Raw genomic sequence first — 21,397 nt, forward strand, 5'->3', positions numbered from 1 at the left:
GTTCGCCCTGAATGTTTCGCCCACGTCTTGGGCGCACGTTATGTGAGAGGCTGATGATGACACAGCTTGATCTGTTGAGCTCCCCGGCCAGCGCGCCGGCGCAAGATGATACCGAAGCGCAGGCCATAAGCGGCGCCCCCGGCGTCTTCGCCCGCGCCTTCCGCGTCGACGCTCGCCTGCTCAGCGCCCGGGACGTCTCCACGCTGGCCGAGCACCTCAACGCGCAGGGCATCTCACAGGCGCGCTTCAACCTGGCGCTGAACCTGGTGTCGATGCAGCGCGACTTAAGCGCCACGGAGCACCGCGCGCTCCTGATGGTCGTGCTCGCCAGCATGCTCGCCCAGTCCATGGGCAGCACGTACATGCCGATCGATGAAGATGGCGGTGCGTATTTAAGCGCGACGCTGACGCAGCTCCTGCCTCAACCGGCGCCGGCGGGCTGGGAGGTCGACGCGCTCATTGAGGCCTTCCACACGCTGCGACGCGAGCGACGCGCCGATCAGATTCTGGGTGCGCCCGGTGAGTTTAAGCCGCTGATCGAAGAGGGCGGCAGGCTCTACCACCAGCGGATGCTTTTGCATGAGGAGCGCCTGGCCCACGCCATCGATCGGATGCTGCAACGCCCCGTTCAGGCGCTGGATCCGGCGCGGGTGCGCGCGGAGCTCAAAGACGTGATCGAGGCGCACCCGGCCACCTACACCGACGGCAAGAAGTTCTACCCGGTGCAGCCCGGCAAAGAGCAGCAGCTCGCCGCGCTCACCGCCCTGCACGCCCCGCTGGCGCTGATCACCGGGGGGCCGGGCACGGGTAAGACGACGATCGTCGTGACGATTCTGCGTCTGGCCGCGCGCCTGGGCCTGGAGGTTGCCGACATCGCGCTGGCCGCGCCCACCGGGAAGGCTGCCAACCGTATGGCGGAGTCGATCCGCGCGCAGCTCGGCGGCGTGCTCGACCCGACTGAGCTCGACACCCGCCTGTTCAGCGAGCTCCCCGCCCCCGCCACGCTGCACCGCCTGCTCGGCTACTCGCCACGCTCGGGCACCTTTCGGCATAACCGCCACCATCGCTTAAGCGCCAGACTCGTGGTGGTGGATGAGGCCTCAATGATCGACCTCTTCATGATGGAGGCGCTCGCGCAGGCCCTGGCCGACGACGCGCGCCTGGTGTTGTTGGGGGACGCCGACCAGCTGCCCTCGGTCGATACCGGCGCGGTGCTGCGCGATCTTCTCCCGGAGCTGCCCGCCACCGACGTGCCCTGGCGCGAGCTCGCCATCGACCCGATGGACCCGAAGTCCGGAAAAGGTCGTACCGCGCGCAACGCCGTGCGCCTGACCAAAAGCCACCGCATGCGCGAAGACGACCCATCCGGACGCGCGATTTTGCAGGTCGCGATGGCGGTGGGCAAAGGGCTTGAATCGCTCCCCAAGAGCGACCTTCCCCCGCAGATTCAACGGTTGCCGGAGGTGAGCGCAGCGAGCTGGCAGGGCGTCGAGCTCTGGACCCCGCCGCTGCGCAGCGCCGCGTTCGACGAGCACGCCGGCGTCGATCTCGACGCCTTTGTCAGCGCCTGGTTTAAGGCCCATATCGGAAGCGGACCCTGCAAGGAGCTGATCTTCCGCACCTACCGCCGCTCGCCAGATGGCACCTTCGATGATGAGTCAACGCAGGCGCTCCACGCGCTGATGAAGCATTACGCCCGCGCCCGCGTGCTCACCCTGACCCGCGTGTTCGCTACCGGCTCCGAGGCGCTGAACCGCCACTTCCACCGCGCCTTCGGCGCGTTCCGCCGTGCGCAGAAGGCCGACACCCGCGCCGACGCCGACGCCACCACCTACGACATGGTCGTCGGCGAGCCGGTGATGATGCTGCGCAATGACTACGAGCGCGATCTTTTTAACGGGGATCAGGGCGTCATCGTCTGGAGCGCCGAGACCGGCAAAAAGCCCGAACCCTACGCCGTCTTCCAACGCGGCGAACGCCTCGTCGCCTATCCCGTTGGCGAGCTCCGCGAGTACCTCGCCCACGCCTACGCGATGACCGTCCACAAGAGCCAGGGCTCGGAGTTCCGCCACATCGCCGTGGTGCTCCCGGCGCAGGATATGCCGCTACTTACGCGCGAGCTGCTCTACACGGGCATCACGCGGGCGAGCAAGGGCGTGTTGCTGGTGGGGTCAGCGGCCCTGTTGAGAGTGGGGTCGGAGCGCCGCGCGCGGAGGTTCTCGGGGGTGGGGGGGCGGTTGGGGTGAGACGAAGGCTTCAGGTTACTCGTCGTCCAGGCCGAGCTCTTTTTTGAGGTCGGTCCATTTGATTCGCCCGCCCTCTTTGCGCGCTTTAAGCGCGGCCTTGATGTCGAGCTGATCTTCGAGCGCTTCCAGCAACGCGAGGTCTTCGCAGGAGATCAGAGCTGCGGACGGCTTCCCGTTGCGGTGGAGGATCAGCCTCTCTCCGGCGTAAGAAACACGGTTGAGGCTGTCCGAAAAGTTCTGGCGCAGTTCTGTGACGGATAGCTGATTGGTCATGTGATTCTCCTGGGAGCAGGGGGGATAGAATGGCCGAAATGGTCAAAATGTACACTTCTTATAAGCTATGCATTTTGAAAAGAATTTCCAAATCAAAAATTTTTCGGCCGCCGACTGGGCATCGGTCTGCCGGCTAGTAGGCGTTCTTCCGGTTTGCCACGTGAAGGACGTAGATGATCAGCTTCGCGTCTTCGATCTCGTAGATGATGCGATAATCACCCACCCGAATCCTCCAGAGATCCTCGTGCCCCTTGAGCTTCTTGACCCCATGGGGCCTGGGATCGTCTGCCAGCGCTTCGATTGCCGGTACGAGTCTGCGTTGAATGTGGGGATCTAGCTTTCTTAGAGACCTGGCAGCAGCCGTGGAAAATTCGATGTCGTATGCCATTCAACGACCTCGTTGCATGTGCCCAATGGGTTCAACATCGACCGCTTCCGCCTCAAGATAGAGTTCGGGAGGGTCGCCGCAGGCACAAAGATAAACTCGCCGGAGATACAGGAGCAAAAGTCGTCGATGGCTCACCGATACGCATACCCCCACCCCTCCGCCGCATCGCCAACTAGCCAGAGCTGCACATCCCTCCCCGCACCGCTCTCAAACCCACTCACCTCCTCAAGCACCCGTGCGATCGTCGCCCGTGGCGATATCCTGGCCACCAGCCGAGCCCTCAACAGAACCTCCGTCGCTCGGCTCATCTTCGCGGGCTCGTCGCCGCGCGACTCCCACTGCATCACGGCCTGATGCGACGACACCTCACAGAGCGACGCAAACTCTTTGAGCGTGAGATCGAGCTGCTGGCGAATACAACGAATCTCGTTGCCGGTGAGGGGAGCGGGCTTGTGGGGTAGCGCGCGCACCTCCACCCCGGCGACCTCCGTCCAATCCACCTCGGCGACCCAGTCATCGCGGAATCGGCGCAGCTTAACGGTTTCGATGATGAGGGGAAAACCCATCACTCGGGTTTCGTAGCGTTCGACGGTTTTGGTCTGCATGGTCGCTCTCCCGTGCGTCGACATTGCGGAGGATTGCTGGCACAAGGGCCTGGAGGATGGGCGGTCGTCGAACTTCGTCGGCCCCTCCCGGGCCGCGCATTCGACTATCCGATATGTAGCTCAGTTACATGCGCCGAGAACACGATCGTTGACGTTCGACGATAGAGTATGCGTGCCCCACGCTTCGCTCGACCTCTCTCAAGCCTCCCCACCCCCCCGAACAAAAACACCAGGCACCCCCATGAACATCGGCCAACACAACATTCTCACCGTGATCTCCAGAGGCTCCGAGGGCTATGTCCTCGAAGGGGCGGGTGCCAGAGAGCGCGTCACGCTGCCCCGTCGCGATGCCGGCGAGGAGCTGGAGATCGGGGAGCACGTGCGGGTGTTTGTGTACCTGGACTCCGACGATGAGCCGGTGGCGACCACGCGGGAGCCGCTGGCGAGCGTGGGGCAGTGCGCCTGGCTGCGGGTCAAGGAGGTCAACCGCATCGGGGCGTTTCTGGAGTGGGGGCCGGGCAAGGATCTTTTTGTGCCCTTTGCCGAGCAGGTCGGGCGGATGAAGGAGGGGCGTTTCTACGTGGTCTATCTTTATCTCGATAACACCGGGCGGATTGCGGCCTCGCAGAAGATCGACGCCTTTTTGTCGACCGAGGGACGCGGGTTTCGGGAGGGCGATGAGGTCGATCTTCTACTCTGGGAGCGCAGCGACCTGGGGTTTAAGGCGGTGGTCGACCACACGCATCTGGGGATGCTCTTTGAGCGTCAGATGATCGGCGATCTGAGACCCGGGCAGTCGCTGCGCGGCTACATTCTGGAGGTGCGCTCCGACGGGAAGATCAACCTGAGCCTGCAGCGCCATACGCCTGCGGCGCGCGATAAGTTGCAGACGGCGATCCTCGACCATCTCCGCGACAACGGCGGCGTCTCCACGCTCACCGACAAGAGCTCGCCGGACGCCATTTTTAAGGCCTTCGGGGTGAGTAAGAAGAACTTCAAGAAGGCGCTGGGGGGGCTGTATCGGGAGAAGGTGGTCGTGATCGGGGAGGGGGAAGTTCGTCTGGTGCCGAGCGCCCCAGGACGACGCTGACGGCGTCGTCTGGGATTCGCAGTAGCGCAATTATTCGCCGCGTCTCTCGGCCACCCGACTCCGAGAGAACCTCATCGGCCAGTTTAGAGTTGCCATACCAACCTCTGGTGCATGAGCGCTTCGTTCTTGAATCACGTCGGTGATACAGAGATGGAACGCTGGGTTTTCGCGATGAAAACGTGTCACCGTCGCCGCGTTGATACTCCCCAATGGTGAGACCGCAAACTGGAGTTCGATCCGGCTCTCAGAGGGCTCTCGACTCGTAATGAAACACGTCGCAAAACGCCCTTTTACGGAGTTGAAGAGTGCGAGACTCTCTTCATTCGTATAGCCGTGAATCTCCAGTGCTTCGTCGTGCTCTAAGAGTTCGACATAGACGTGCTCATCGCTGGAACTTGCCCTCGGTGGGGCTTGAGGTGTTGGTGTAGAGGGGCGCCGCGGAGCTGACGATCGCGAACGTCGACCGTGGCAGTGACGCTGCCCCTGAACCTCGCCCCATCTCGCACAGTTTGTGCGGCAATAATGGCAGCCGTCGGCGGCCTTGCCGCCTGGATGGGCTTCGGCGAGGGCGCTAATTCCTGAGAGTAGAAGGCATAACCCGAGCCATGTCGCCATCCGTGATGTTGTTATGCGATCTGCGTGTCTCCTCGCCATGAGCGAACCTCAGGGATAACCAGAGCCTGGTAGGTTATTGGCCCGGACTCGGACGCCTGAAAATAGCAACGTCAAAGGTTTTCACGGTGGGTGAGCTGCCTGAGAAAATTGCAAGACACCCCGGGTTTTCGCGCACCGAGTAATGGTCCATTCGGTAATACTCCCACCCCTGGTCGGCCATCTGATTCAGCAGTCTGGAAAACTGTTCTGCAGCAGCTTGTTCAAAGGTTTTCTTGAGCTCGTGCGTGGCTTCAAATGGTACAGGGTGATACTGCCATCTCATTGAAATTCCTTGTGGTTTCGGTGTGGTTGCTTCGGGGGAGTTGTATTGCGACGAGAATGACGTCCTTCGGCATCGCTGTAGCAGAATGAGACTAGAACCTCTTGCCTGGGCTCCCTCCTCCGAGCGGTCGGTGAGCGTAACGAAGTCTATCATACAATGTTGAGGTTTGTAACGTGGTGAAACATGATCTGAGTTAAAGGGAGCATTCGAAGTGCGTATATCGCTCCCACCGAGCAATCGGCTGGAGAAACTCAGCGGCGACCGAAAGGAGTGGCACAGCATTCGAATCAACGCTCAGTGGCGAATCGTCTTTGTTTGGACCGACCACGGCCCGGCTCAGGTTCAGGTCGTCGACTACCACTGACATTCCCCCCCCACATAGGCTCGCGAATCAACGTCTCGGAGGCACCCATGTTAGAGCGCTCCTCAACCCGCATCCGCACCCGCAAACCCACCACCCCCGGCGAGGTCTTGCTCGAAGAGTTCCTAAAGCCCGCCGGCATCACCCAGAGTGCATTCGCACGCCACCTGGGATTCGATGTGAAGACGATTAACCGCCTGGTGCGCGGCCATACCTCCCTGGATGTGGGAATGGCGCGACGTATCGCGGCAGCAGTGAACACTTCGGCGCAGTTCTGGATCAACCTGCAGCAGGCCGTCGATCTTTATGAGGCGGATCAGCATTCGGGGGACCTGCCGGAGGTGTTGGAGGCGTTTAAGGGAGAGGTGGACTGAGCCGTGCGGTGCCGAGCGCCCCAGGACGACGCTGACGGCGTCGTGAGGGAGTCGCGGTAGCGCTGCTACAGCTTCATCCCTCACTCCTTGTCAGACGCCGCCCTGGATGCGCTCGGGTTTTGTATTTTGCGGAAAGCGCCGAGCGCACCAGGACGACGCTGACGGCGTCGTGAGGGATTCGCGGTAGCGCTGCTACAGCTTCATCCCTCACTCCTTGTCAGACGCCGCCCTGGATGCGCTCGGTTTTTTGGGTTCGCGTGAACCCCCCACCCGACGTCGCGAACCCCGGCGTCCCACACCCCCCCAACCACCCAACCTCCGAGCGCACCAGGACGACGCTGGCTGTGTCGTCTGGGATTCGCGGTGGCGCTGCCACAGCTTCCTCCTTGCTCCTTGCCATCGCCGCCCTGGATGCGCTCGGGTTTTGTATTTTGCGTGCGACCCCCCCACCGCGCCCACGAATCGACCGACGTCGCGAAGCGTGGCGCCCTGCAACCTGGTATTACCGACAGTCCTTTACCACGGGGTGGTAAACTTTGATTGCAATGCCCATGACGCGTGCGTATCTTTACCATGGCAAGGTAAAGGATATCCCCGACGTGTTGCAGACACCTCGCCCAGAGCAACCATGGCCATCCAGTCCTTTGGCGACAGCACCACCGAAGAGTTCTTCTTCTCCGGCCGGCTGCCCTCTAAGGGCTGCGGGTGGAAGCGGCAGAGCAAGGTGGTTGCCCGAAAGCTCGATATGCTCGACGCGGCGACGGAAGTGACGGATTTGCGCATCCCGCCGAGCAATCGGCTGGAGAAACTCAGCGGCGACCGAAAAGCGTGGCATAGCATTCGAATCAACGCGCAGTGGCGCATTGTTTTTGTCTGGACCGACGACGGCCCGGCTCAGGTTCAGGTCATCGACTACCACTGACATTCCCCCCACATAGGCCCGCGAATCAACGTCTCGGAGGCACCCATGTTAGAGCGCTCCTCAGCCCGCATCCGCACCCGCAAACCCACCACCCCCGGCGAAGTTTTGCTTGAGGAGTTTCTCAAGCCGGCGGGCATCTCGCAGAGCGCGTTTGCGCGCCACCTGGGGTGTGATGTGAAGACGATCAACCGCCTGGTGCGCGGCCATACCTCGCTGGACGTGGGGATGGCGCGGCGCATCGCGGCGGCGGTGAACACCTCGGCGCAGTTCTGGATCAACCTGCAGCAGGCCGTGGATCTCTATGAGGCGGAGCAGGGTGGCGAGGAGCTACCTGCGGTGTTGGAGGCGTTTAAAGGGTGAGCCAGGCCTGCCGAGCGCCCCAGGACGACGCTGGCTGTGTCGCTGCGTCGTCGCGGTAGCGCTGCTACACGCTCCTCCTGGCTCCTTGCCAGCCCCGCCCTGGATGCGCTCGGATCTTTTGGTTCGCGTGAACCCCCCACCGCCCACACGAATCGACCCACGCCGTGAACCCCTCAAGCCCCACAACCACCCAACCACCCAACCACCCAACCACAGAGCGACCCCCCCACCGCGCTCACGAATCGACCGACGTCGCGAACCCCTCAAGCCCCACAACCACCCAACCACCCAACCACCCAACCACAGAGCGAACCCCCCATCCCCCACACGAATCGACCGACGTCGCGAACCCCGGCACCCTGTTACCAAACCCTATTCGCCACTCTCCTGCGGCCCCCCGCCGACCGGGGAAGCCTCCTGGAGCGTTTTCTGAATGGTGGCCTGCGTATCCTCCAGAGGGGACTGGCTGACGGTGAAGAGGCGTTGTTGCACCTGGTCGAGATCGACGATCAGCAGCAGCACGGCGGCAAAGGCGACCACCAGCGCCACACTGGCGAGCATGTTGCGGGTGCCGGCCAGCCCGAAATTTAGCCCCATGACCAGCATCGATAAGAGGGTGACCAGGTAGAGCGTCCAGATCAGGCTGGGCGGGATGTGGTAATGAATCGCGACGGTGACGCGCTCCTCGTGGCGGTCGATCACGTCATTGAGGGAGTCGATATAAAGCCCCACCGGGACCGAGCGCGGGTGGGCTGCCGCGGCGATTGTCGCCTGCTCCCAGAGCTGATTTTGAATCACGGCGGATTCGCCAATGGCCCTATCCAGATCGCCGGTTTCCAGCGGACGAAGACGCAGATCGACGTAGGCTGCGAGCAGCTCTTTGGACGCGTTGTTCTGCGCTTCGGGCAGAAAGTTGGTGCGCAGAAAGGTCGTGCCGATGTCGTTGGCCTCCTGGAGCACCAGGGCCTTGCGCTGGGCGAAGCGGTCGGCGGCGATGCCGAAGCTGATGGCCAGCAAAAAGCCCAGCAGCGCCAGCAGGGCGGCCAGGATGGTGCCGGTCTGGGATTTTTGCTCCGGGTGGGTGCGCTCGCGTCGCCAGCGCCCCACCCGGTAGCCGGCCTCCACGATGAGCAAAAAGAAGACAAGCGTTCCGGCAAAGAAGAACCACCAGTGCGTCTCGCTGGACAGGATTCTGTCGATCATCGCCGCCTCCCTCACCGGATCGAATAAGGCGCCGGTTGGCACACATGAGTACGTACGCGTGAGCTCGCGCGCTCAGGTCGGCGTAACGTCTCCGGGTTGGTCCGATGGCGAGTGATACCTGTCGGGGTGGAGCTCCTGATGGGCGTTGCGCATTCGAAAGGCCAGGCCCAGAAACACCACCCCGGCCAAAATGGCATACGCGCCGACGATCCAGGCGAGCATGCTGAGTCCCAGCGCGGGCCAGGCAAGGAGGACGACTCCGAAGAGGATCGTCAACACGCCGCTCAGCGCCAGAAACCAGCTGCCCTGCAACCGTTTGTGAAACGTGACTGCGGCGATCAGCTCCAGGGCTCCGCGTACGACCGCCCAGAACGCGATGATCACCATCAGAACGCCAAGCGTGATCTGAGGCCAGGCAAAGGTGGTCACGGCCGCGCAGATCCCGATCAGCCCGACTCCGATCAGGGGCCAGACCTTGCCCCGGAGGGTGCGCCCGCCGCTTGCCGCGTACACCAGCGCGGTGATGCCATCGACCAGCAAGAGCGCGGCAAAGAAGATCACCAGCGCCGCCAGTGAGAGCCCGGGCCAGATCAGCAGCACAAACCCGAAGAGCAAGGCGCTGACGCCGCGGGCCAGCATCCACCCCCAGTTCTCGTAGGCAACGTCCTCCTCAATCGTCGTGACCATGGTGTCTCTCCACTGCAAGAGGGTCGGCACCACCGGCATCGATGGCGGCGGGGGCGCCGGGTGATGGTTTGAAAACTAGGAACGATTTTGGCCGCTCCTATGGATCTCAGCGACGGGGGCCCACAAGGGGTCCCCCTACGGGAGGGTGCCGAGCGCCCCGGGTGCCGAGCGCCCCTGGACGACGCTGACGGTGTCGTCTGGGATTCGCAGTAGCGCTGCTACAGCGTCATCCCAGCCTCCTTGTCAGGCGCCGCCCTGGATGCGCTCGGGTTGGTGGGGGGCTCACCTTGTGGTCTTCTGAAGCGTTACGAGTCCGTCGAGTTTGACATATATGTCAAGTCGTCGCAGTTTTTAGGGAGGGGGCCGTGTGTTGCCAGCGCTGCACGATCACGGAGTCAGGCAGCCGAGGATTGCAAACAAGCGTGCCGGTCCAGGGGCGACCGCCCGATCTCGCTCAAAAACATCGGAGGTTCACGATGATTCGCAATGAGTCTGAGTATCAAAAAACGCTCACTCGCCAGGCAGAAGAGAAAAAGCGCCTCGAAGAGCACCGTGCTCGTCTCGAAGGGATGGGCCTAAACGAAGACGAACTCAAGCGCGCGCTCGACCCCTTGCGATCCTTCCATCTGCAGTTGGAGGAGGAGGTGCAGAGTTACGAGCGATTGAAGCGCGGCGACCTCGGTGAGCTCTCCAATCTGCATGGGCTAGGCTCCATGCTGATCGCGCTGCGCATCGCGCGGGGCTTCACCCAACGCGAGCTCGCCAGACGTCTTGAGGTGCATGAGTCGCAAGTCTCGCGCGATGAGCGAAACGAGTACCACGGCATCACCGTGGATCGGGCGAGTCGTGTGTTGGATGCGATGGGGGTGGAGTTGCGGAGCTTTTTTGAGGAGCCGGTATTGCCGGAGGCGTCGGGTGGGGAGGGAGCGGAGTCGAGGGTAGTGAATACTTAAAGGAGTGTCGTTGCGTTTAAAATTTCATAATTTTTCGGCACCACACATCCCAGGATTAATGTGCTGACACTTTCTTTGCCTTGTGATATTCAAGAATTTAATAGGACAAATGCCTTTATGGATGGCGCTTGTTTAACATGTTGACATGTAGTTTGAGTGGTGCTCTTCTAGCGTAAGTTCTCTGCTTTTAAAAAGAGAGGTTGTACAATGAAATTGCCATTCCAGAAATGGTTAGACGAAATCGATGTGCCACCTGAGGCCCGGCTTGTGTTCGATGAGGCGTTTACGTGTTACAAAGCCGGCGCGGACCGAGCTGCACTACTTTTTAGTGTGTTAGGATTTAATTTAACCATTCGAAAACGTCTTTTAGAGGCATCTAATCCGAATGGTATTCCATCGCACAAATGGACGCAAATTCGTCAATGTCTTCAAAGTGAAGACCAATGGGATAACCAAGTTTTCGACAGCATTAAACAAAAGCAACCTGCGCCCATCTTCTTGATACGTGATGATATCCGAAGGCAAGTTGAATATTGGAGAGATCGACGTAATGATTGCGCTCACTTTAAAGACAATGAAATTTCAAGTGCTCATGTTGATATGTTTTGGCAATTTGTGAGAGCCAATCTTGGGTATTTTGTACCTAGCGGAAGTAGGGAAGCACTGATTGAGGGTTTTGTAGAGTTTTTCAACCCGGATATTACCGATCCGACCGAGTCGATCGCTCCATTGATTGAAAATATTCCACGTGCTGTTCCTGAAGGGGAATATATTAACTTTTTTCAGAGCTTAGCAGAAAAAATGACAGGGCGCTCGGAAAATATACAAGTGTATTCCTCAAAAAGTTATCGCACCATCGTAGCGGCGGTTTTTGAAAGTCATAATGAAGCTATTATTTTGCCACTGTTAACTCTGATGAGGAATAATGTAGAGTTTCTTGCAGGTGTGCTCCGGGAGAATCCTAATTATGTTTTGATTCTTAAGGATGAAAGTCAACTAATTCGACAGCTATGGCGTAGTGTATTGTTTGATGATCGGTATGGAGACCTTCCTGTTTATGCCGCAATGTTACGACACGGAATAATCCCGTCTGAGCAAATTTCAGAGTCTGTTGAGTGGGTAATTAAACGAATAAACGGTACAGTTCCGTCGGATGCGGACTGGGCAATACTAGAACAACATGACTTTTGGGATGAGTTTCAAGTCTACGCATTCGAAGAAATGAATGCAAACGTCTTCCCTTGGGCAAATCGAAACGCTGAATTGATAGTTAATTATTTGAGAACGCATACAATTACTCCTGAAATTGCAGGAGCACTCCGGGAGTCTGCAGGAGTGACTCCATTGCCATATGTATTGCGAGATCGAACGCGAGAATTTTTTGAAAGGAATCCTGAAAAATATATTGAGTTTAAACAAGGGTGTGAGGTTAAGGGGTTAACCGTGCCCGCAGTTCTAGAATTATCAATAGCTGAGACAGGTGAATAGGTTTGGGTGGTGTTTAAGTGATGATAGTCTTTAATGGTTTTGTGTGATTTGTGTAGTGATGGTGGGATGTGGCTCCTGTTGTTTGTTCTTCTAAGGTTGAGTGGGATTGCTTTTGTGTTGATTCGCTTTGTCGATGTTTAAGTGTAGCTATATTTACAACCCCCTCCCACCCCCAAACGTCTCCCTCTCCCACCTCTCCAACACCTCCTTCGCCGCATTCCAATCGGGCATCAGGCCTCCCAGCGTCTCCCAGAACTCCGGGTCGTGGTTGCGGTGGCGGAGGTGGGCGACCTCGTGGGCGCAGACGTACTCCAGGGCCACGCGGGGGGCCTGGATGAGGCGCCAGTGGATGCGCAGGACGCCGTCCTTGCCGCAGCTTCCCCACATATGTTGGTAGTCGCCGAGCTCGACCTGTTCTCTGGCGAAATTGGCGCCCACGAACTCCGAGCCCAATCGGGCCGCGTAGTGGGCGCAGAAATGCCGGGCGTCTTTTAACGCCCGACCGCGCAGCCACGCATGAAACGCGTGGCGCAAGGCGGCGCGGCGGCGCGGGCCGGTGAGGCCGCGGGGGACCTCGACGTGGAAGCGGCTGGGGCAGCGGATCGAGACTTTATCGACGTCGGCCTCGGTGATTTCGAGCATGAGGTTGCGGCCGCGGTACATGAGTTTGGCACCGCGCTCCCAGGATTGGGGGAGGGTGGCGCCGCCGGCCTCGCGGCGTTGCAGGTCGGTGACGGCCTGGTAGAGCCAGCGGCGTTTTTTGAGCAAAAAGGCCTCGACGCTGCCGGGGCCGCTGGCGGGGGTGTCCCGGGGGGCGATGACGACGACCCCGGTGGGGGTGACCTCCAGGCGTTTGGCGGTGGCGCGCGCGCTCACCCGTACGCTGTACGGGATCGTCGACTCACCAATCTGCAGCTCGTCGCGCTCGGGATGTGGGGGGGCGGTGGGGGGCATAAGAAGTACTAAGTTCCGGGATCAGTTATAAAAACAACCTAAGGTTGAGAAACCATCGACGAGGTGGAACCGTGGACTAATAAGTAGCCGCGCGTCGATAAAGTGCGTGTACAGGACATTCACATATTGCAGCGCCCGAGGTGATTTCGACGATGCCCCTATATTTTGCCTTCGCACCAATAATGTCAAAAGTACCGGTCTCACCTATGCCGGGAATCGGAATTTCAAACGTGATGCGTCCTTTATCCAAAATGGTTTCCGTGAATTCTGGACCAAGCACCTTTCCGTCATGCATTAGTGAATAAAGTGCTATCGCACAATGGCCGTCTTTGAGTTTTGTGTAAAGTTGTAGAATCGTGTCGTTCTGATATTTAATGTCGAGGCGGTATGTTTCATTTGTTTTGTTGCGAGAAAAGAAACTGTCTGTTGGTTCGTAGTTGCCTCGAGTATCCCATCTCGTAGTATTCGGCGTGGAAGAGTCTGGCGCTGGTGTCAGATCCGTAGGCAGCAGTTGGATTTTTGGATCGAACCCAAGTTCTTTGTTGAGCTCCTCGCCGTAGTTCTTCCATGTCTCAGGCAGTGTATAAGGTCGAGCGGTATGAAAATCGACCGTAGAGGTTGAAGCGCCGAGCCGTTTGGCGATTGCCTCGACAGGAATCTGAGAAAGAACGCTTATATCATCATTAATCGGATCGAGTTCGAACGCGCGAACAAGCCATTCGTAGTCTGCGAGAGAATTCAACTGAATGGTGTCGTCGGACGTGGAAGGAGACAGTTGAAGAGGTTCGACCGGAAGCGTGTCGTGCCAAGGGGCGATTCGCAATGCTTCGATCGGGATAGCTGTTTCCAGAAGCTCCGATGCCAGACGCAGCGTGCGGTAAAGTGTGACGTAGGTATGGATCTGCCCCCTCAAGGCCGTGGCGACTTCCCATGGGGTTACGTTGTCGAGGAGCAGCCGTGCTTCCTTTCGAATTCGAAGACACAGGTCTTCATAAAGGTGAGCGGCACGTCGTTGGTTATTTTCGGAATCCTCAAACATGAGGGCGTCGATTTGTGCAACGCGCGCATCTACCAGCGCTAATATAAGCGATTGTCTGGAGAGACGGTGGAGATCGCTGTCTTTCAGCCGGGCTTCGAGGAAAATCTCAAGACTCTCAGCGTTTTCGCGAAGACGGCTTATGTCGCGTGAGGTTAGTTCGCCATCGAGAATAAGGCTGTCGACGGCTTGCCTGCGTGCGAAGTTAAGGGATTGAAGTCGGACTGAGTAATCGTCCTGACGCCTCAGGTCAGTCACCGAAGCGATTAGCTCTTCCATGGTCTCGAAACCATCCACAAGCGTGGAGATGACGATGTCGAGCTTTTGATCATGAACGTGTTGTTGACTTTGAATCGCGTAGAGGAGGCCATTTTGATATTCGAGCATGTGCTGCACACGATCAAAGCCAGCGATGAGTTGCTGTTTGATTTCGCGCACATCTCGATGAACAGCCTCAGTGGCAGCGCGGTTTAGGCGGACTTCAGCTCGAGTGGCAGACGCTTCTTCGACAACGGTTTGTTCGATGACATGAGATCGGTACGCGTTGTACAGACCTACGCCCAGGTTGGCGACTCCGAGGCCGACATTGATAGCCGGGAGAATTGCAGTAGGGTCCATGGGTGCCATGTTCTTTGAAAAGCTCCAGGGCTGAGAGAGGTCGATGTTTTTGACGTCGCTATTGAACAGTTTTTTGGCGTATGGCGAGAAGAGCTGATACGCGTCCTCGGCGGTAAATCCATCCGGGGACTTTAGTTTCTGGCCCGCGCGTGCAAAGAAGTCTGCAGTGGGATGGACGCCACTTACAAAGTTAACCTGTTCGGACTCGTGTTCTCCGGTGCGACACCATCTCGCAAAGTGTTCGCAGTTGTTAAACGCGAGGTTGTATTTCTTCTCTCCAAGCCGAGAGCGGGCCCGCGTAATCGTTGTCTCTGCATCAAAGGCATAGGTATAAGCGACCACTTCAGGTCTTTTGCCGTTGGAGAAGATTGCGATGGGATCATGTTTTACGGCCGCGTTTTTAATATCCGTCGGTGTGCCGGTGTAATGAATGACCGTGCCGTCGCCGCAGTCGATGCCATGATGCCAGTAGAAGCCTCGAAATACTCTTAAATGATCGCCAAGTGCCATAACTTACTCCTAGAATAGAAAACGTGGGGTCATGACTTCGCAAAATGCTTGAGGGCAAAGGTCTCGATCTTCTCGGGCAACTCACGCCAGCCCGGCACGTCGTCGCGGTAGAGCATGTGGCGGACCTGCTTGCGGAGCTCGTGGCGCACCGAGCCCTTCTCCTGCCAGCGGATCGGGGCGTGCTCGTCGCTTTGATAAAGGGCGGCGATGTCTTCGGCCAGTGTTTCGAGGGCGGCGAGGCGTTGGGCGTGGGCGGTGCCCTCGGCGTAGGCTTCGGCGTATTGGGTGGCCTGGGCGGCGGCGTCGGTCTGACCCTCGGACGGTTTTTGCTCGTCAGAAACATCGGCCACGGTGGCTTTGAGGATGGACCAGATGCCGAAGGCGTGTTCGCTGAGGCGAGAGCTCTGGTGGGCGGCGTCTTCGGCCTGGAGGTCGCGGGCGACGGTTTCGAGGGCGTCGAGTTTGGCGGCGGCGTCGTCGAAGAGGCCGAGTTGGAAGGAGGCGATGAGCTCTTTGAGGCGTTCGCTGAAGCTGGCGTAGCGCTCCGCGTTTTCGCCGAGTTTTTCGGCGATGATCTTTTTGAGTTCGACGGTTTTGCGGACGGCGGCGGTCTCGAGGTCGCGGGGGGCTTCGGCGTCGTCGTCGAAGTCCTTCCAGAAGGCGCTGTCGCTTAAGCTGCGGAGGGTGCAGAGCTCGCGGATGCCGGTGACTTCGAGGTGGGCTTCGAGCATCTGGCGGAGTTTGGCGCTGTAGTGGGTGAAGCTGAGGTCGGGTTCTTCGTTCTCCCACTCCATCTTGCCGAGGTGGAGTATGTCGGTGACGAGCTTGAGGTCGGGGGCGTATGGGATGACGACGGGGTCGGGCATGATCGCGCCGTAGAGGGCGATGAAGGCTCTGGCGCGCTGGCAGAAGTCGTAATAGCGGTCGAGGCTGCCGAGCGCGCGGACGGCCTGGCGGACGTCGTGACGGTCGGCGGGGTCGATCATGGCCATGACCTGGCGGTGGGCGTCGCGCAGGTCGTCGTGGAGGCCGGTTTCGGGGCGCAGCGCGTTTTTCACGTCGTCGGCGCGGTAGGCCGAGAGGGCGTCTTGAAGGTTTTGGGAGACGCCGAAGTAGTCGACGATCAGCCCGTAGGGTTTGTCGCGAAAGCGGCGGTTGGTGCGGGTGATGGCCTGCAGCAGGTTGTGGTCGCGTAGCGATTTGTCGAGGTACATCGCCTGCTCCACCGGGGCGTCGAAGCCGGTGAGCAGCTTGTCGCAGACGATGAGGAAGTAGAGCTCGCTCTCGGGGTCGCGAAAGCGCTGGATGGCGTCTTTTTGCTGCGCCTCGCTCAACTGAAAACGCAGCACCCCGCGCACGCTCTCATCCTCCAGCACCTCGCCGGCATCGTTGGCGTTGGCGGAGTAGATGGCGGCGCTGTGGGCGGTGGCGCGCAGGCGCGCGGCGGATTCGGAGAGGCCGTGTTCGGCCATATACCAGTCGGCGATCACGGCATCGAGGGCTGCTTTATGTTTGGCGACGGCGCGGCGGTCGACGGTGACGATCTGGGCTTTGTAGCCGTCGGGTTGGATGTGGGTGCGGAAGTGCTGCCAGATGTCGGCGGCGATTTGCGCAATGCGTGAGGGGAGGCGCGCGAGGTCGCTGCGGGTGACGCCGCGTTCTTTGAGTTTGCGGCGAGTCTCGTCGTCTTCGGCGGCGAAATAGCGGTCGAAGGCGGCGTCGAGCTCGGCGTCTTCGAGGTGCCATTCGGGGAGGCGCGCGGTGTAGAGCACCTTGACCGTGGCGCCGTCGCGCACGGCTTCGTCGATGCCGTATTTATCCAGATAACCTTCGCCCGGCGCGCCAAAGTTGGCGTAGGTGTCTTTGTCGTTCTTTTTGACGGGCGTGCCCGTAAAGCCGAAGAAAAAGGCGTCGGGGAAGGTGGCGCGCAGGTAGGCGCCCAGGAGCTCTTCCTGGGTTCGGTGGCATTCGTCGACGAGCAGAATCCAGTTTGCGCTCTGGGGTGCGGCGAGCTCGGCCATGGCGGCCTGGCGCTCCCGCATGCTGCTGGATTCGAAGCGGGGGTCCTCGCCGTCGAACTTAAAGATGGTGGAGGTGATCACGCGCCCGGGGCTTTTCTGGTCAATCAGCGCGCGAAGCTCGGCAGAGGAGCGCGCGTGTTTGGGGTTGGGCAGCCCGCAGGCCCGAAAGGTGCCGGTGATCTGGGCGTCGAGGTCTTTGCGGTCGGTCACCACCAGAATGTTGGGGTTTTTGAGGCGCGGGTGGTCGATGCCCCGGTGAAACTTGAGCTTGAGGGCGGCGAAGACCATCGTGAGCGACTTGCCCGAGCCCTGGGTATGCCAGATCAGCCCCTTGCGGTGTGTTCCATCGATGACGCGCTCGACCATCTTGTTGACGGCGCGGAGCTGCTGGTAGCGGCAGATCTTTTTGACGACCTTCTGGCCCGTGGCGTCGCGCTCAAAGACGATGAAATGGGCGATGAGGTCGAGCAGGCGCGCGGGCGTCAAAAGCTCGGTGAAGCCGCGTTCCATGGCCTGGGTTTTGGCGAAGGTGGGGCCGGGAATCGTGGATTCCGGCCAGTCGAACCAGTATTGCGATGAGGCACCCGTGGCGGCGTAGCGCAGGCCCGCGCCGGTGGTCACGATGTTGAAGGCGTTGGGCGCAAAGAGGGCGTCGACGTGGGTCTCGTAGCGGCGGATCTGCGCGATGCCTTTCTCCAGGCCCACGGTGAGGTCTTTGGCCTCGATCACCACGAGCGGGATGCCGTTCACAAAGACCACGAGGTCGGCCTCGATCACCTTGCCGCCCCCCTTCACATAAAACTGTCGGGTGACCTCCCAGGTGTTTTGGCCCGGATCGTCGAAGTCCAGGAGGCGAATCGTCTTTGAGGTCGACTCGCCAGACACCTTTTTGGACGCCTGCCCCCGCAGGCGCTTAAACCACGCCTCGTTATCGCTCAGGCCCGCGAGCTCATTATGAACGCTCAGCGCCGTCTCCCGCAAAATAACGTTGATGCGCATCAGCGCGTCGACAAGCGTGTCTTTCAACAGCACCCGCTCGAAGCTCTCCCGCTGCGCATTCACCTCGGTGGCGCTCAGCTCGGTGTAGCCCAGCGTTTCGAGGAATCGCAGGCCCGGGATTTCGACGGCGCTTTCTTCGCTCATAATGGACTACTCGGCCTGGGCCTCGGCGGGAGCCTCGGCGTTCAAGAGGGCTGGGAGGTCGAGGGTGTTGACGCGGACTTTTCCGGTGAGGAGGTCTTGGAGGAGGCCGCGTTTAAGGGTTTTTAAGTAGTGAAGTTGCTCATTGTTTCGGATGAGAATTGTTTCTATGGAATCAAATATAATACAGATTTCGTCTTGCTCTTTTTTGGGAGGAATAGTGACAGGGATGGCCAAAATGTCATCTTGGCTGATACTTGTTTGGGCAACAGCCTTTTTGGCGCGTCCTTGAAAAAATGATTTTATATGATCGGATGCGAGATGAAGAAATATGAACTCTGGTGACAGTGTCGGGTTGTTGGGTAATCGAAGGCGCATCATGTTTGACTCAAATACGGTGCGCTCAGTGAGATTTGAAATGTACGTTGTTTTCCCTAAGTGAGATAAGCTGTTTACACGGTTGATTAAAATGTCTCCATGTTGGAGCTCGTAACTTTCAATCTCATCAGGATCAAGTTGGACTTTTCTTAATTTTGAGGAGTCGAGGTGTTCCCCGTTTTGATAATTGTCTATTCTTACAATTTGAGTGCCCGATCCATAAAGGTCTTGGGGCTTGTAAATGCCATTTTTTAGTGAGGATGAAGAGAATTCATCTCCTAACGTTGATAGCCGCCACGACCTCGGAGTCTCCCCGATCGCCGTCTTCTTGAACTCGGTGTGGCCGATGCCCCGGGTCAGCAGCTCCTGGAGGAGCCCCTTCTTGACCGTGCGGGTCTGCTCGATGACCGCCTCGGTGGCCTCGATGGCCTCGTCGACGCTGGAGAGGATGGCGGCGATTTTCTTTTGTTCGGGGAGGGGGGGGAGGGGAAAGGTATATTTTTCAAAGGATGTACGTTTAATTCTTTGATGGCTTTTGGTGCTGGAAGCAGGGGCGATAAGTGGATTGGTGAGAAACGCTTCACTTTCAAGAGTGAACTTTAAAAAGTCGAGCAAGATGTTGTTTGATTTTGGAATCAGTGGCCAAAATTCTGTTGAACATGCAGCAAGGCGTTCGCCGCTATGTTGAACTCGCCATACTCTAGGGATGCGTGGGTTTAGTTTCGCAAGCAATACGCAGTCTAATGGAACTTTGTATTTTGAACTGCCGATTTCACTACCATCAACAATCTCTGGAGCTCCAGTCTCATCGAAGATCGGAATGGAGAAGTATAATACGCGAGATTGGGACAACGTTTTTGTGGCAAGTGAATCCCGCTGGTTGCTAATGATATCCGAGATTGTCACTCGGCTCCAACCCTCCGGCACCTTACTCACCATAACCCAACTCCTCCAGATACGCGTTCATCTGAGCTTCGGCCGCATCCCGTTTTGCTGTCAACTCCCGCAGCTTCTTTACTTCGGCGTCGACGTCGATGGGGGGTGGGGGCGGGTCGGTTTGGACGTAGCGGGAGAGGTTAAGGTTGTAGTCGTTGTCGACGATTTCGTTTATCTCGACGACTCTGGCGAGGAGTTCTTGATCCTCGTAGTCGTGGACGGCGGTGGCGAGGCGAGCGACGTGGTCGTCGGTGAGGTAGTTCTGGGTTTTGTCTTCGGCGATGTGTTTCTCGCCATTGACGATCAGCACCTTCTCGCGGCGCTCGGGGGCTTTTTGTTTGTTGATGACCACAATGGCGGCGGGGATGCCGGTGCCATAGAACAAATTATTGCCGAGGCCGATGACGGCCTCGATCAGGTCGGCCTGTAGGAGTTTGGTGCGGATCTTCCCCTCGGCGCCGCCGCGGAAGAGCACGCCGTGGGGGACGACGACGGCCATGCGTCCGGTGGGTTTGAGGCTGGCGACCATATGCTGAATGAAGGCGAAATCGCCGTAGCTTTTGGGCGGCACGCCGTAGACGTCGCGACCGAAGGGGTCGCCCTGTTTCCAGACCTTGTTGCCCCAGTTTTTTAGCGAAAAGGGCGGGTTGGCGAGCACCATATCGAATTGCTTAAGGGTGCCGTCGGCGTTGAGGAGTTTGGGGTCGAGGAGGGTGTCGCCGCGCATGATTTTGGCGTCGTCGATGTCGTGAAGGAGGAGCGACATCTTACAGATGGCCCAGGTGTTGAGGTTTTTCTCCTGGCCGTAGAGGGAGAGGGATTTGGGGTTCTGGCCCTGCTCGACCAGGTATTTCCAGCAGACGAGCAGCATGCCGCCGGCGCCACAGGCCGGGTCGTAGATGGTCATGCCCGGCTCAGGCCGCAAAATCTCCACCATCAAGCGCACGACCTGCTTCGGCGTATAAAACTCGCCGCCCTTCTTGCCGGCGTCGTCGGCGAATTGCGCGATCAAATACTCGTAGGCGTCGCCGAGCATGTTGGCGTCGACGCGGGCGTTGGTGAGCGGCCCGAGCTCCTCAAAATGCGCCATCAGCGCTTCGATCAGCGCGTCGGGGAAGCGCTCTTTGTTGGCAAAGTCGACGTCGGCAAACACGCCTTTGACCCGGGGGCTGGCGTCCTCGATGGCGCGAAACGCCACGTTGAGGCGCTCGCCAATATCCACCGAGCTCTCGCGAATGTCTTTCCAGTGGCTGCCCGGCGGCACATGAAAGCGGTGCTCCTCGGGCATGCTGGCCAGGGTCTCGTCGCCGAACTCGGCGATGCGCTGGTCGTACTCCTCCTTCCAGACGTCGCAGAGACGCTTATAGAAGAGCAGCCCGAAGATGTAGTGCTTGTAGTCGGCCGCATCGATGGAGCCGCGGAGGATGTCGGCGGATTTCCAGAGGTGGCGTTCGAGGGTGGGGAGGGTGATGTCGGGGAGTTTGGTGTCGGTCATGGGTACGTCCGGAACGACTTGGGTTGTGCGGGCTCGCCAGGGAGCGGCGAGGTGGGGTGGAGCTGGGAGTACAGGTTGTAACGTAGAATATGGGTAAAAAGAAGGGGGGAGGTTGATCGGAATGGGGGGGAAAACACACCCGAGCCGTAGGGGGAGGTCTTGTGCCTCCCCCGGACGCCGACGGTTGGGAGTGGCGGGGACCCACAAGGGGTCCCCCTACGGGCGGGTGGCGGGCATCGGCATAGGGATGGACGGCGGGGACCCACAAGGGGTCCCCCTACGGACGGGTGGCGGGCATCGGCATAGGGATGGACGGCGGGGACCCACAAGGGGTCCCCCTACGGGCGGGTGGCGGGCATCGGCATAGGGATGGACGGCGGGGACCCACAAGGGGTCCCCCTACGGGCGGGTGGCGGGCATCG

General features: G+C 59.2%; 18 protein-coding genes and 1 pseudogene. 8 read left to right on the forward strand and 11 right to left on the reverse strand.

Translation table 11 applies throughout. The features are described from left to right. The first annotated feature begins 53 nt into the window (after nucleotides 1–53). Entirely contained in the window at nucleotides 54–2,246 is a 2,193-nt protein-coding gene (gene recD, locus FRC96_RS18985) for an exodeoxyribonuclease V subunit alpha (protein WP_230470462.1), read from the forward strand. Nucleotides 2,247–2,261: 15 nt separating this feature from the next. Here the strand turns inward: recD and FRC96_RS18990 are convergent, their stop codons facing one another. The 3 genes from FRC96_RS18990 to FRC96_RS19000 all read right to left on the reverse strand — a co-directional run bounded on the left by FRC96_RS18990 (nucleotide 2,262) and on the right by FRC96_RS19000 (nucleotide 3,512). Then, the gene (locus tag FRC96_RS18990) at nucleotides 2,262–2,519 is read right to left on the reverse strand and encodes a type II toxin-antitoxin system Phd/YefM family antitoxin (RefSeq protein ID WP_146976862.1); all 258 of its coding nucleotides are present in this window, start codon (nucleotides 2,517–2,519) and stop codon (nucleotides 2,262–2,264) included. Between the two features lie 133 nt (nucleotides 2,520–2,652). Next, a complete protein-coding gene (locus tag FRC96_RS18995; RefSeq protein ID WP_146976864.1) occupies nucleotides 2,653–2,907 on the reverse strand; it encodes a type II toxin-antitoxin system RelE family toxin in 255 nt (84 codons plus the stop codon). Between the two features lie 131 nt (nucleotides 2,908–3,038). Next, nucleotides 3,039–3,512, reverse strand: a complete 474-nt coding sequence (locus FRC96_RS19000) for a hypothetical protein (RefSeq protein WP_146976866.1) — start codon at nucleotides 3,510–3,512, stop codon at nucleotides 3,039–3,041. Nucleotides 3,513–3,753: 241 nt separating this feature from the next. On the opposite strand from FRC96_RS19000, the gene FRC96_RS19005 reads away from it, so the two are divergent. Further along, a complete protein-coding gene (locus FRC96_RS19005) occupies nucleotides 3,754–4,602 on the forward strand; it encodes a CvfB family protein (protein ID WP_230470463.1) in 849 nt (282 codons plus the stop codon). Nucleotides 4,603–5,290: 688 nt separating this feature from the next. Here the strand turns inward: FRC96_RS19005 and FRC96_RS19010 are convergent. Next, the gene (locus FRC96_RS19010) at nucleotides 5,291–5,539 is read right to left on the reverse strand and encodes a hypothetical protein (RefSeq protein ID WP_146976869.1); all 249 of its coding nucleotides are present in this window, start codon (nucleotides 5,537–5,539) and stop codon (nucleotides 5,291–5,293) included. Nucleotides 5,540–5,756: 217 nt separating this feature from the next. Here FRC96_RS19010 and FRC96_RS22785 point away from each other — a divergent pair. The 4 genes and pseudogenes from FRC96_RS22785 to FRC96_RS19030 all read left to right on the forward strand — a co-directional run. Next, a pseudogene (locus FRC96_RS22785) lies at nucleotides 5,757–5,903 on the forward strand (type II toxin-antitoxin system RelE/ParE family toxin); the annotation flags it as partial. Between the two features lie 47 nt (nucleotides 5,904–5,950). Continuing rightward, a complete protein-coding gene (locus FRC96_RS19020; RefSeq protein WP_146976873.1) occupies nucleotides 5,951–6,274 on the forward strand; it encodes a HigA family addiction module antitoxin in 324 nt (107 codons plus the stop codon). A 628-nt stretch (nucleotides 6,275–6,902) separates the two neighbouring features. Then, nucleotides 6,903–7,196, forward strand: a complete 294-nt coding sequence (locus FRC96_RS19025; RefSeq protein ID WP_146976874.1) for a type II toxin-antitoxin system RelE/ParE family toxin — start codon at nucleotides 6,903–6,905, stop codon at nucleotides 7,194–7,196. A gap of 45 nt (nucleotides 7,197–7,241) precedes the next feature. Then, nucleotides 7,242–7,556, forward strand: coding sequence for a HigA family addiction module antitoxin (locus tag FRC96_RS19030; protein WP_146976876.1), 315 nt, complete (start codon nucleotides 7,242–7,244; stop codon nucleotides 7,554–7,556). A 372-nt stretch (nucleotides 7,557–7,928) separates the two neighbouring features. Here the strand turns inward: FRC96_RS19030 and FRC96_RS19035 are convergent, their stop codons facing one another. After that, a complete protein-coding gene (locus tag FRC96_RS19035) occupies nucleotides 7,929–8,759 on the reverse strand; it encodes a hypothetical protein (RefSeq protein ID WP_146976878.1) in 831 nt (276 codons plus the stop codon). Between the two features lie 72 nt (nucleotides 8,760–8,831). Beyond that, a complete protein-coding gene (locus FRC96_RS19040) occupies nucleotides 8,832–9,446 on the reverse strand; it encodes an HdeD family acid-resistance protein (protein ID WP_230470464.1) in 615 nt (204 codons plus the stop codon). A gap of 476 nt (nucleotides 9,447–9,922) precedes the next feature. Here FRC96_RS19040 and FRC96_RS19045 point away from each other — a divergent pair, with 476 nt between their 5' ends. Next, entirely contained in the window at nucleotides 9,923–10,399 is a 477-nt protein-coding gene (locus FRC96_RS19045; RefSeq protein ID WP_146976881.1) for a helix-turn-helix domain-containing protein, read from the forward strand. A gap of 207 nt (nucleotides 10,400–10,606) precedes the next feature. Further along, a complete protein-coding gene (locus FRC96_RS19050) occupies nucleotides 10,607–11,887 on the forward strand; it encodes a hypothetical protein (RefSeq protein WP_146976883.1) in 1,281 nt (426 codons plus the stop codon). 153 nt (nucleotides 11,888–12,040) lie between these two features. Here FRC96_RS19050 and FRC96_RS19055 read toward each other — a convergent pair whose 3' ends face one another. From FRC96_RS19055 to FRC96_RS19075, 5 genes are all read right to left on the reverse strand, one after another. After that, the gene (locus FRC96_RS19055; protein ID WP_146976885.1) at nucleotides 12,041–12,841 is read right to left on the reverse strand and encodes a M48 family metallopeptidase; all 801 of its coding nucleotides are present in this window, start codon (nucleotides 12,839–12,841) and stop codon (nucleotides 12,041–12,043) included. Nucleotides 12,842–12,917: 76 nt separating this feature from the next. Further along, complete coding sequence (locus FRC96_RS19060) at nucleotides 12,918–15,005, reverse strand: lecithin retinol acyltransferase family protein (RefSeq protein ID WP_146976886.1); 2,088 nt, start codon at nucleotides 15,003–15,005, stop codon at nucleotides 12,918–12,920. A gap of 29 nt (nucleotides 15,006–15,034) precedes the next feature. Further along, on the reverse strand, nucleotides 15,035–18,169 hold the full coding sequence (locus tag FRC96_RS19065; protein ID WP_146976888.1) for a type I restriction endonuclease subunit R: 3,135 nt from the start codon (nucleotides 18,167–18,169) through the stop codon (nucleotides 15,035–15,037). Between the two features lie 6 nt (nucleotides 18,170–18,175). Next, complete coding sequence (locus FRC96_RS19070; RefSeq protein WP_146976890.1) at nucleotides 18,176–19,483, reverse strand: restriction endonuclease subunit S; 1,308 nt, start codon at nucleotides 19,481–19,483, stop codon at nucleotides 18,176–18,178. Next, nucleotides 19,473–20,975 (reverse strand): type I restriction-modification system subunit M, encoded by a 1,503-nt coding sequence (locus FRC96_RS19075; RefSeq protein ID WP_146976891.1) that lies wholly within the window; start codon nucleotides 20,973–20,975, stop codon nucleotides 19,473–19,475. The genes FRC96_RS19070 and FRC96_RS19075 overlap by 11 nt, the downstream gene beginning before the upstream one ends. Nucleotides 20,976–21,397: the final 422 nt, after the last annotated feature.

This window comes from Lujinxingia vulgaris, assembly GCF_007997005.1.
Classification (GTDB): Bacteria; Myxococcota_A; Bradymonadia; order Bradymonadales; family Bradymonadaceae; genus Lujinxingia.

Excerpts from the sequence above, each read along its gene's own strand:
- recD (WP_230470462.1), top strand. The coding sequence starts at position 54 with ATGATGACACAGCTTGATCTGTTGAGCTCCCCGGCCAGCGCGCCGGCG.
- FRC96_RS18990 (WP_146976862.1), bottom strand. The coding sequence starts at position 2,519 with ATGACCAATCAGCTATCCGTCACAGAACTGCGCCAGAACTTTTCGGAC.
- FRC96_RS18995 (WP_146976864.1), bottom strand. The coding sequence starts at position 2,907 with ATGGCATACGACATCGAATTTTCCACGGCTGCTGCCAGGTCTCTAAGA.
- FRC96_RS19000 (WP_146976866.1), bottom strand. The coding sequence starts at position 3,512 with ATGCAGACCAAAACCGTCGAACGCTACGAAACCCGAGTGATGGGTTTT.
- FRC96_RS19005 (WP_230470463.1), top strand. The coding sequence starts at position 3,754 with ATGAACATCGGCCAACACAACATTCTCACCGTGATCTCCAGAGGCTCC.
- FRC96_RS19010 (WP_146976869.1), bottom strand. The coding sequence starts at position 5,539 with ATGAGATGGCAGTATCACCCTGTACCATTTGAAGCCACGCACGAGCTC.
- FRC96_RS19020 (WP_146976873.1), top strand. The coding sequence starts at position 5,951 with ATGTTAGAGCGCTCCTCAACCCGCATCCGCACCCGCAAACCCACCACC.
- FRC96_RS19025 (WP_146976874.1), top strand. The coding sequence starts at position 6,903 with ATGGCCATCCAGTCCTTTGGCGACAGCACCACCGAAGAGTTCTTCTTC.
- FRC96_RS19030 (WP_146976876.1), top strand. The coding sequence starts at position 7,242 with ATGTTAGAGCGCTCCTCAGCCCGCATCCGCACCCGCAAACCCACCACC.
- FRC96_RS19035 (WP_146976878.1), bottom strand. The coding sequence starts at position 8,759 with ATGATCGACAGAATCCTGTCCAGCGAGACGCACTGGTGGTTCTTCTTT.
- FRC96_RS19040 (WP_230470464.1), bottom strand. The coding sequence starts at position 9,446 with ATGGTCACGACGATTGAGGAGGACGTTGCCTACGAGAACTGGGGGTGG.
- FRC96_RS19045 (WP_146976881.1), top strand. The coding sequence starts at position 9,923 with ATGATTCGCAATGAGTCTGAGTATCAAAAAACGCTCACTCGCCAGGCA.
- FRC96_RS19050 (WP_146976883.1), top strand. The coding sequence starts at position 10,607 with ATGAAATTGCCATTCCAGAAATGGTTAGACGAAATCGATGTGCCACCT.
- FRC96_RS19055 (WP_146976885.1), bottom strand. The coding sequence starts at position 12,841 with ATGCCCCCCACCGCCCCCCCACATCCCGAGCGCGACGAGCTGCAGATT.
- FRC96_RS19060 (WP_146976886.1), bottom strand. The coding sequence starts at position 15,005 with ATGGCACTTGGCGATCATTTAAGAGTATTTCGAGGCTTCTACTGGCAT.
- FRC96_RS19065 (WP_146976888.1), bottom strand. The coding sequence starts at position 18,169 with ATGAGCGAAGAAAGCGCCGTCGAAATCCCGGGCCTGCGATTCCTCGAA.
- FRC96_RS19070 (WP_146976890.1), bottom strand. The coding sequence starts at position 19,483 with ATGGTGAGTAAGGTGCCGGAGGGTTGGAGCCGAGTGACAATCTCGGAT.
- FRC96_RS19075 (WP_146976891.1), bottom strand. The coding sequence starts at position 20,975 with ATGACCGACACCAAACTCCCCGACATCACCCTCCCCACCCTCGAACGC.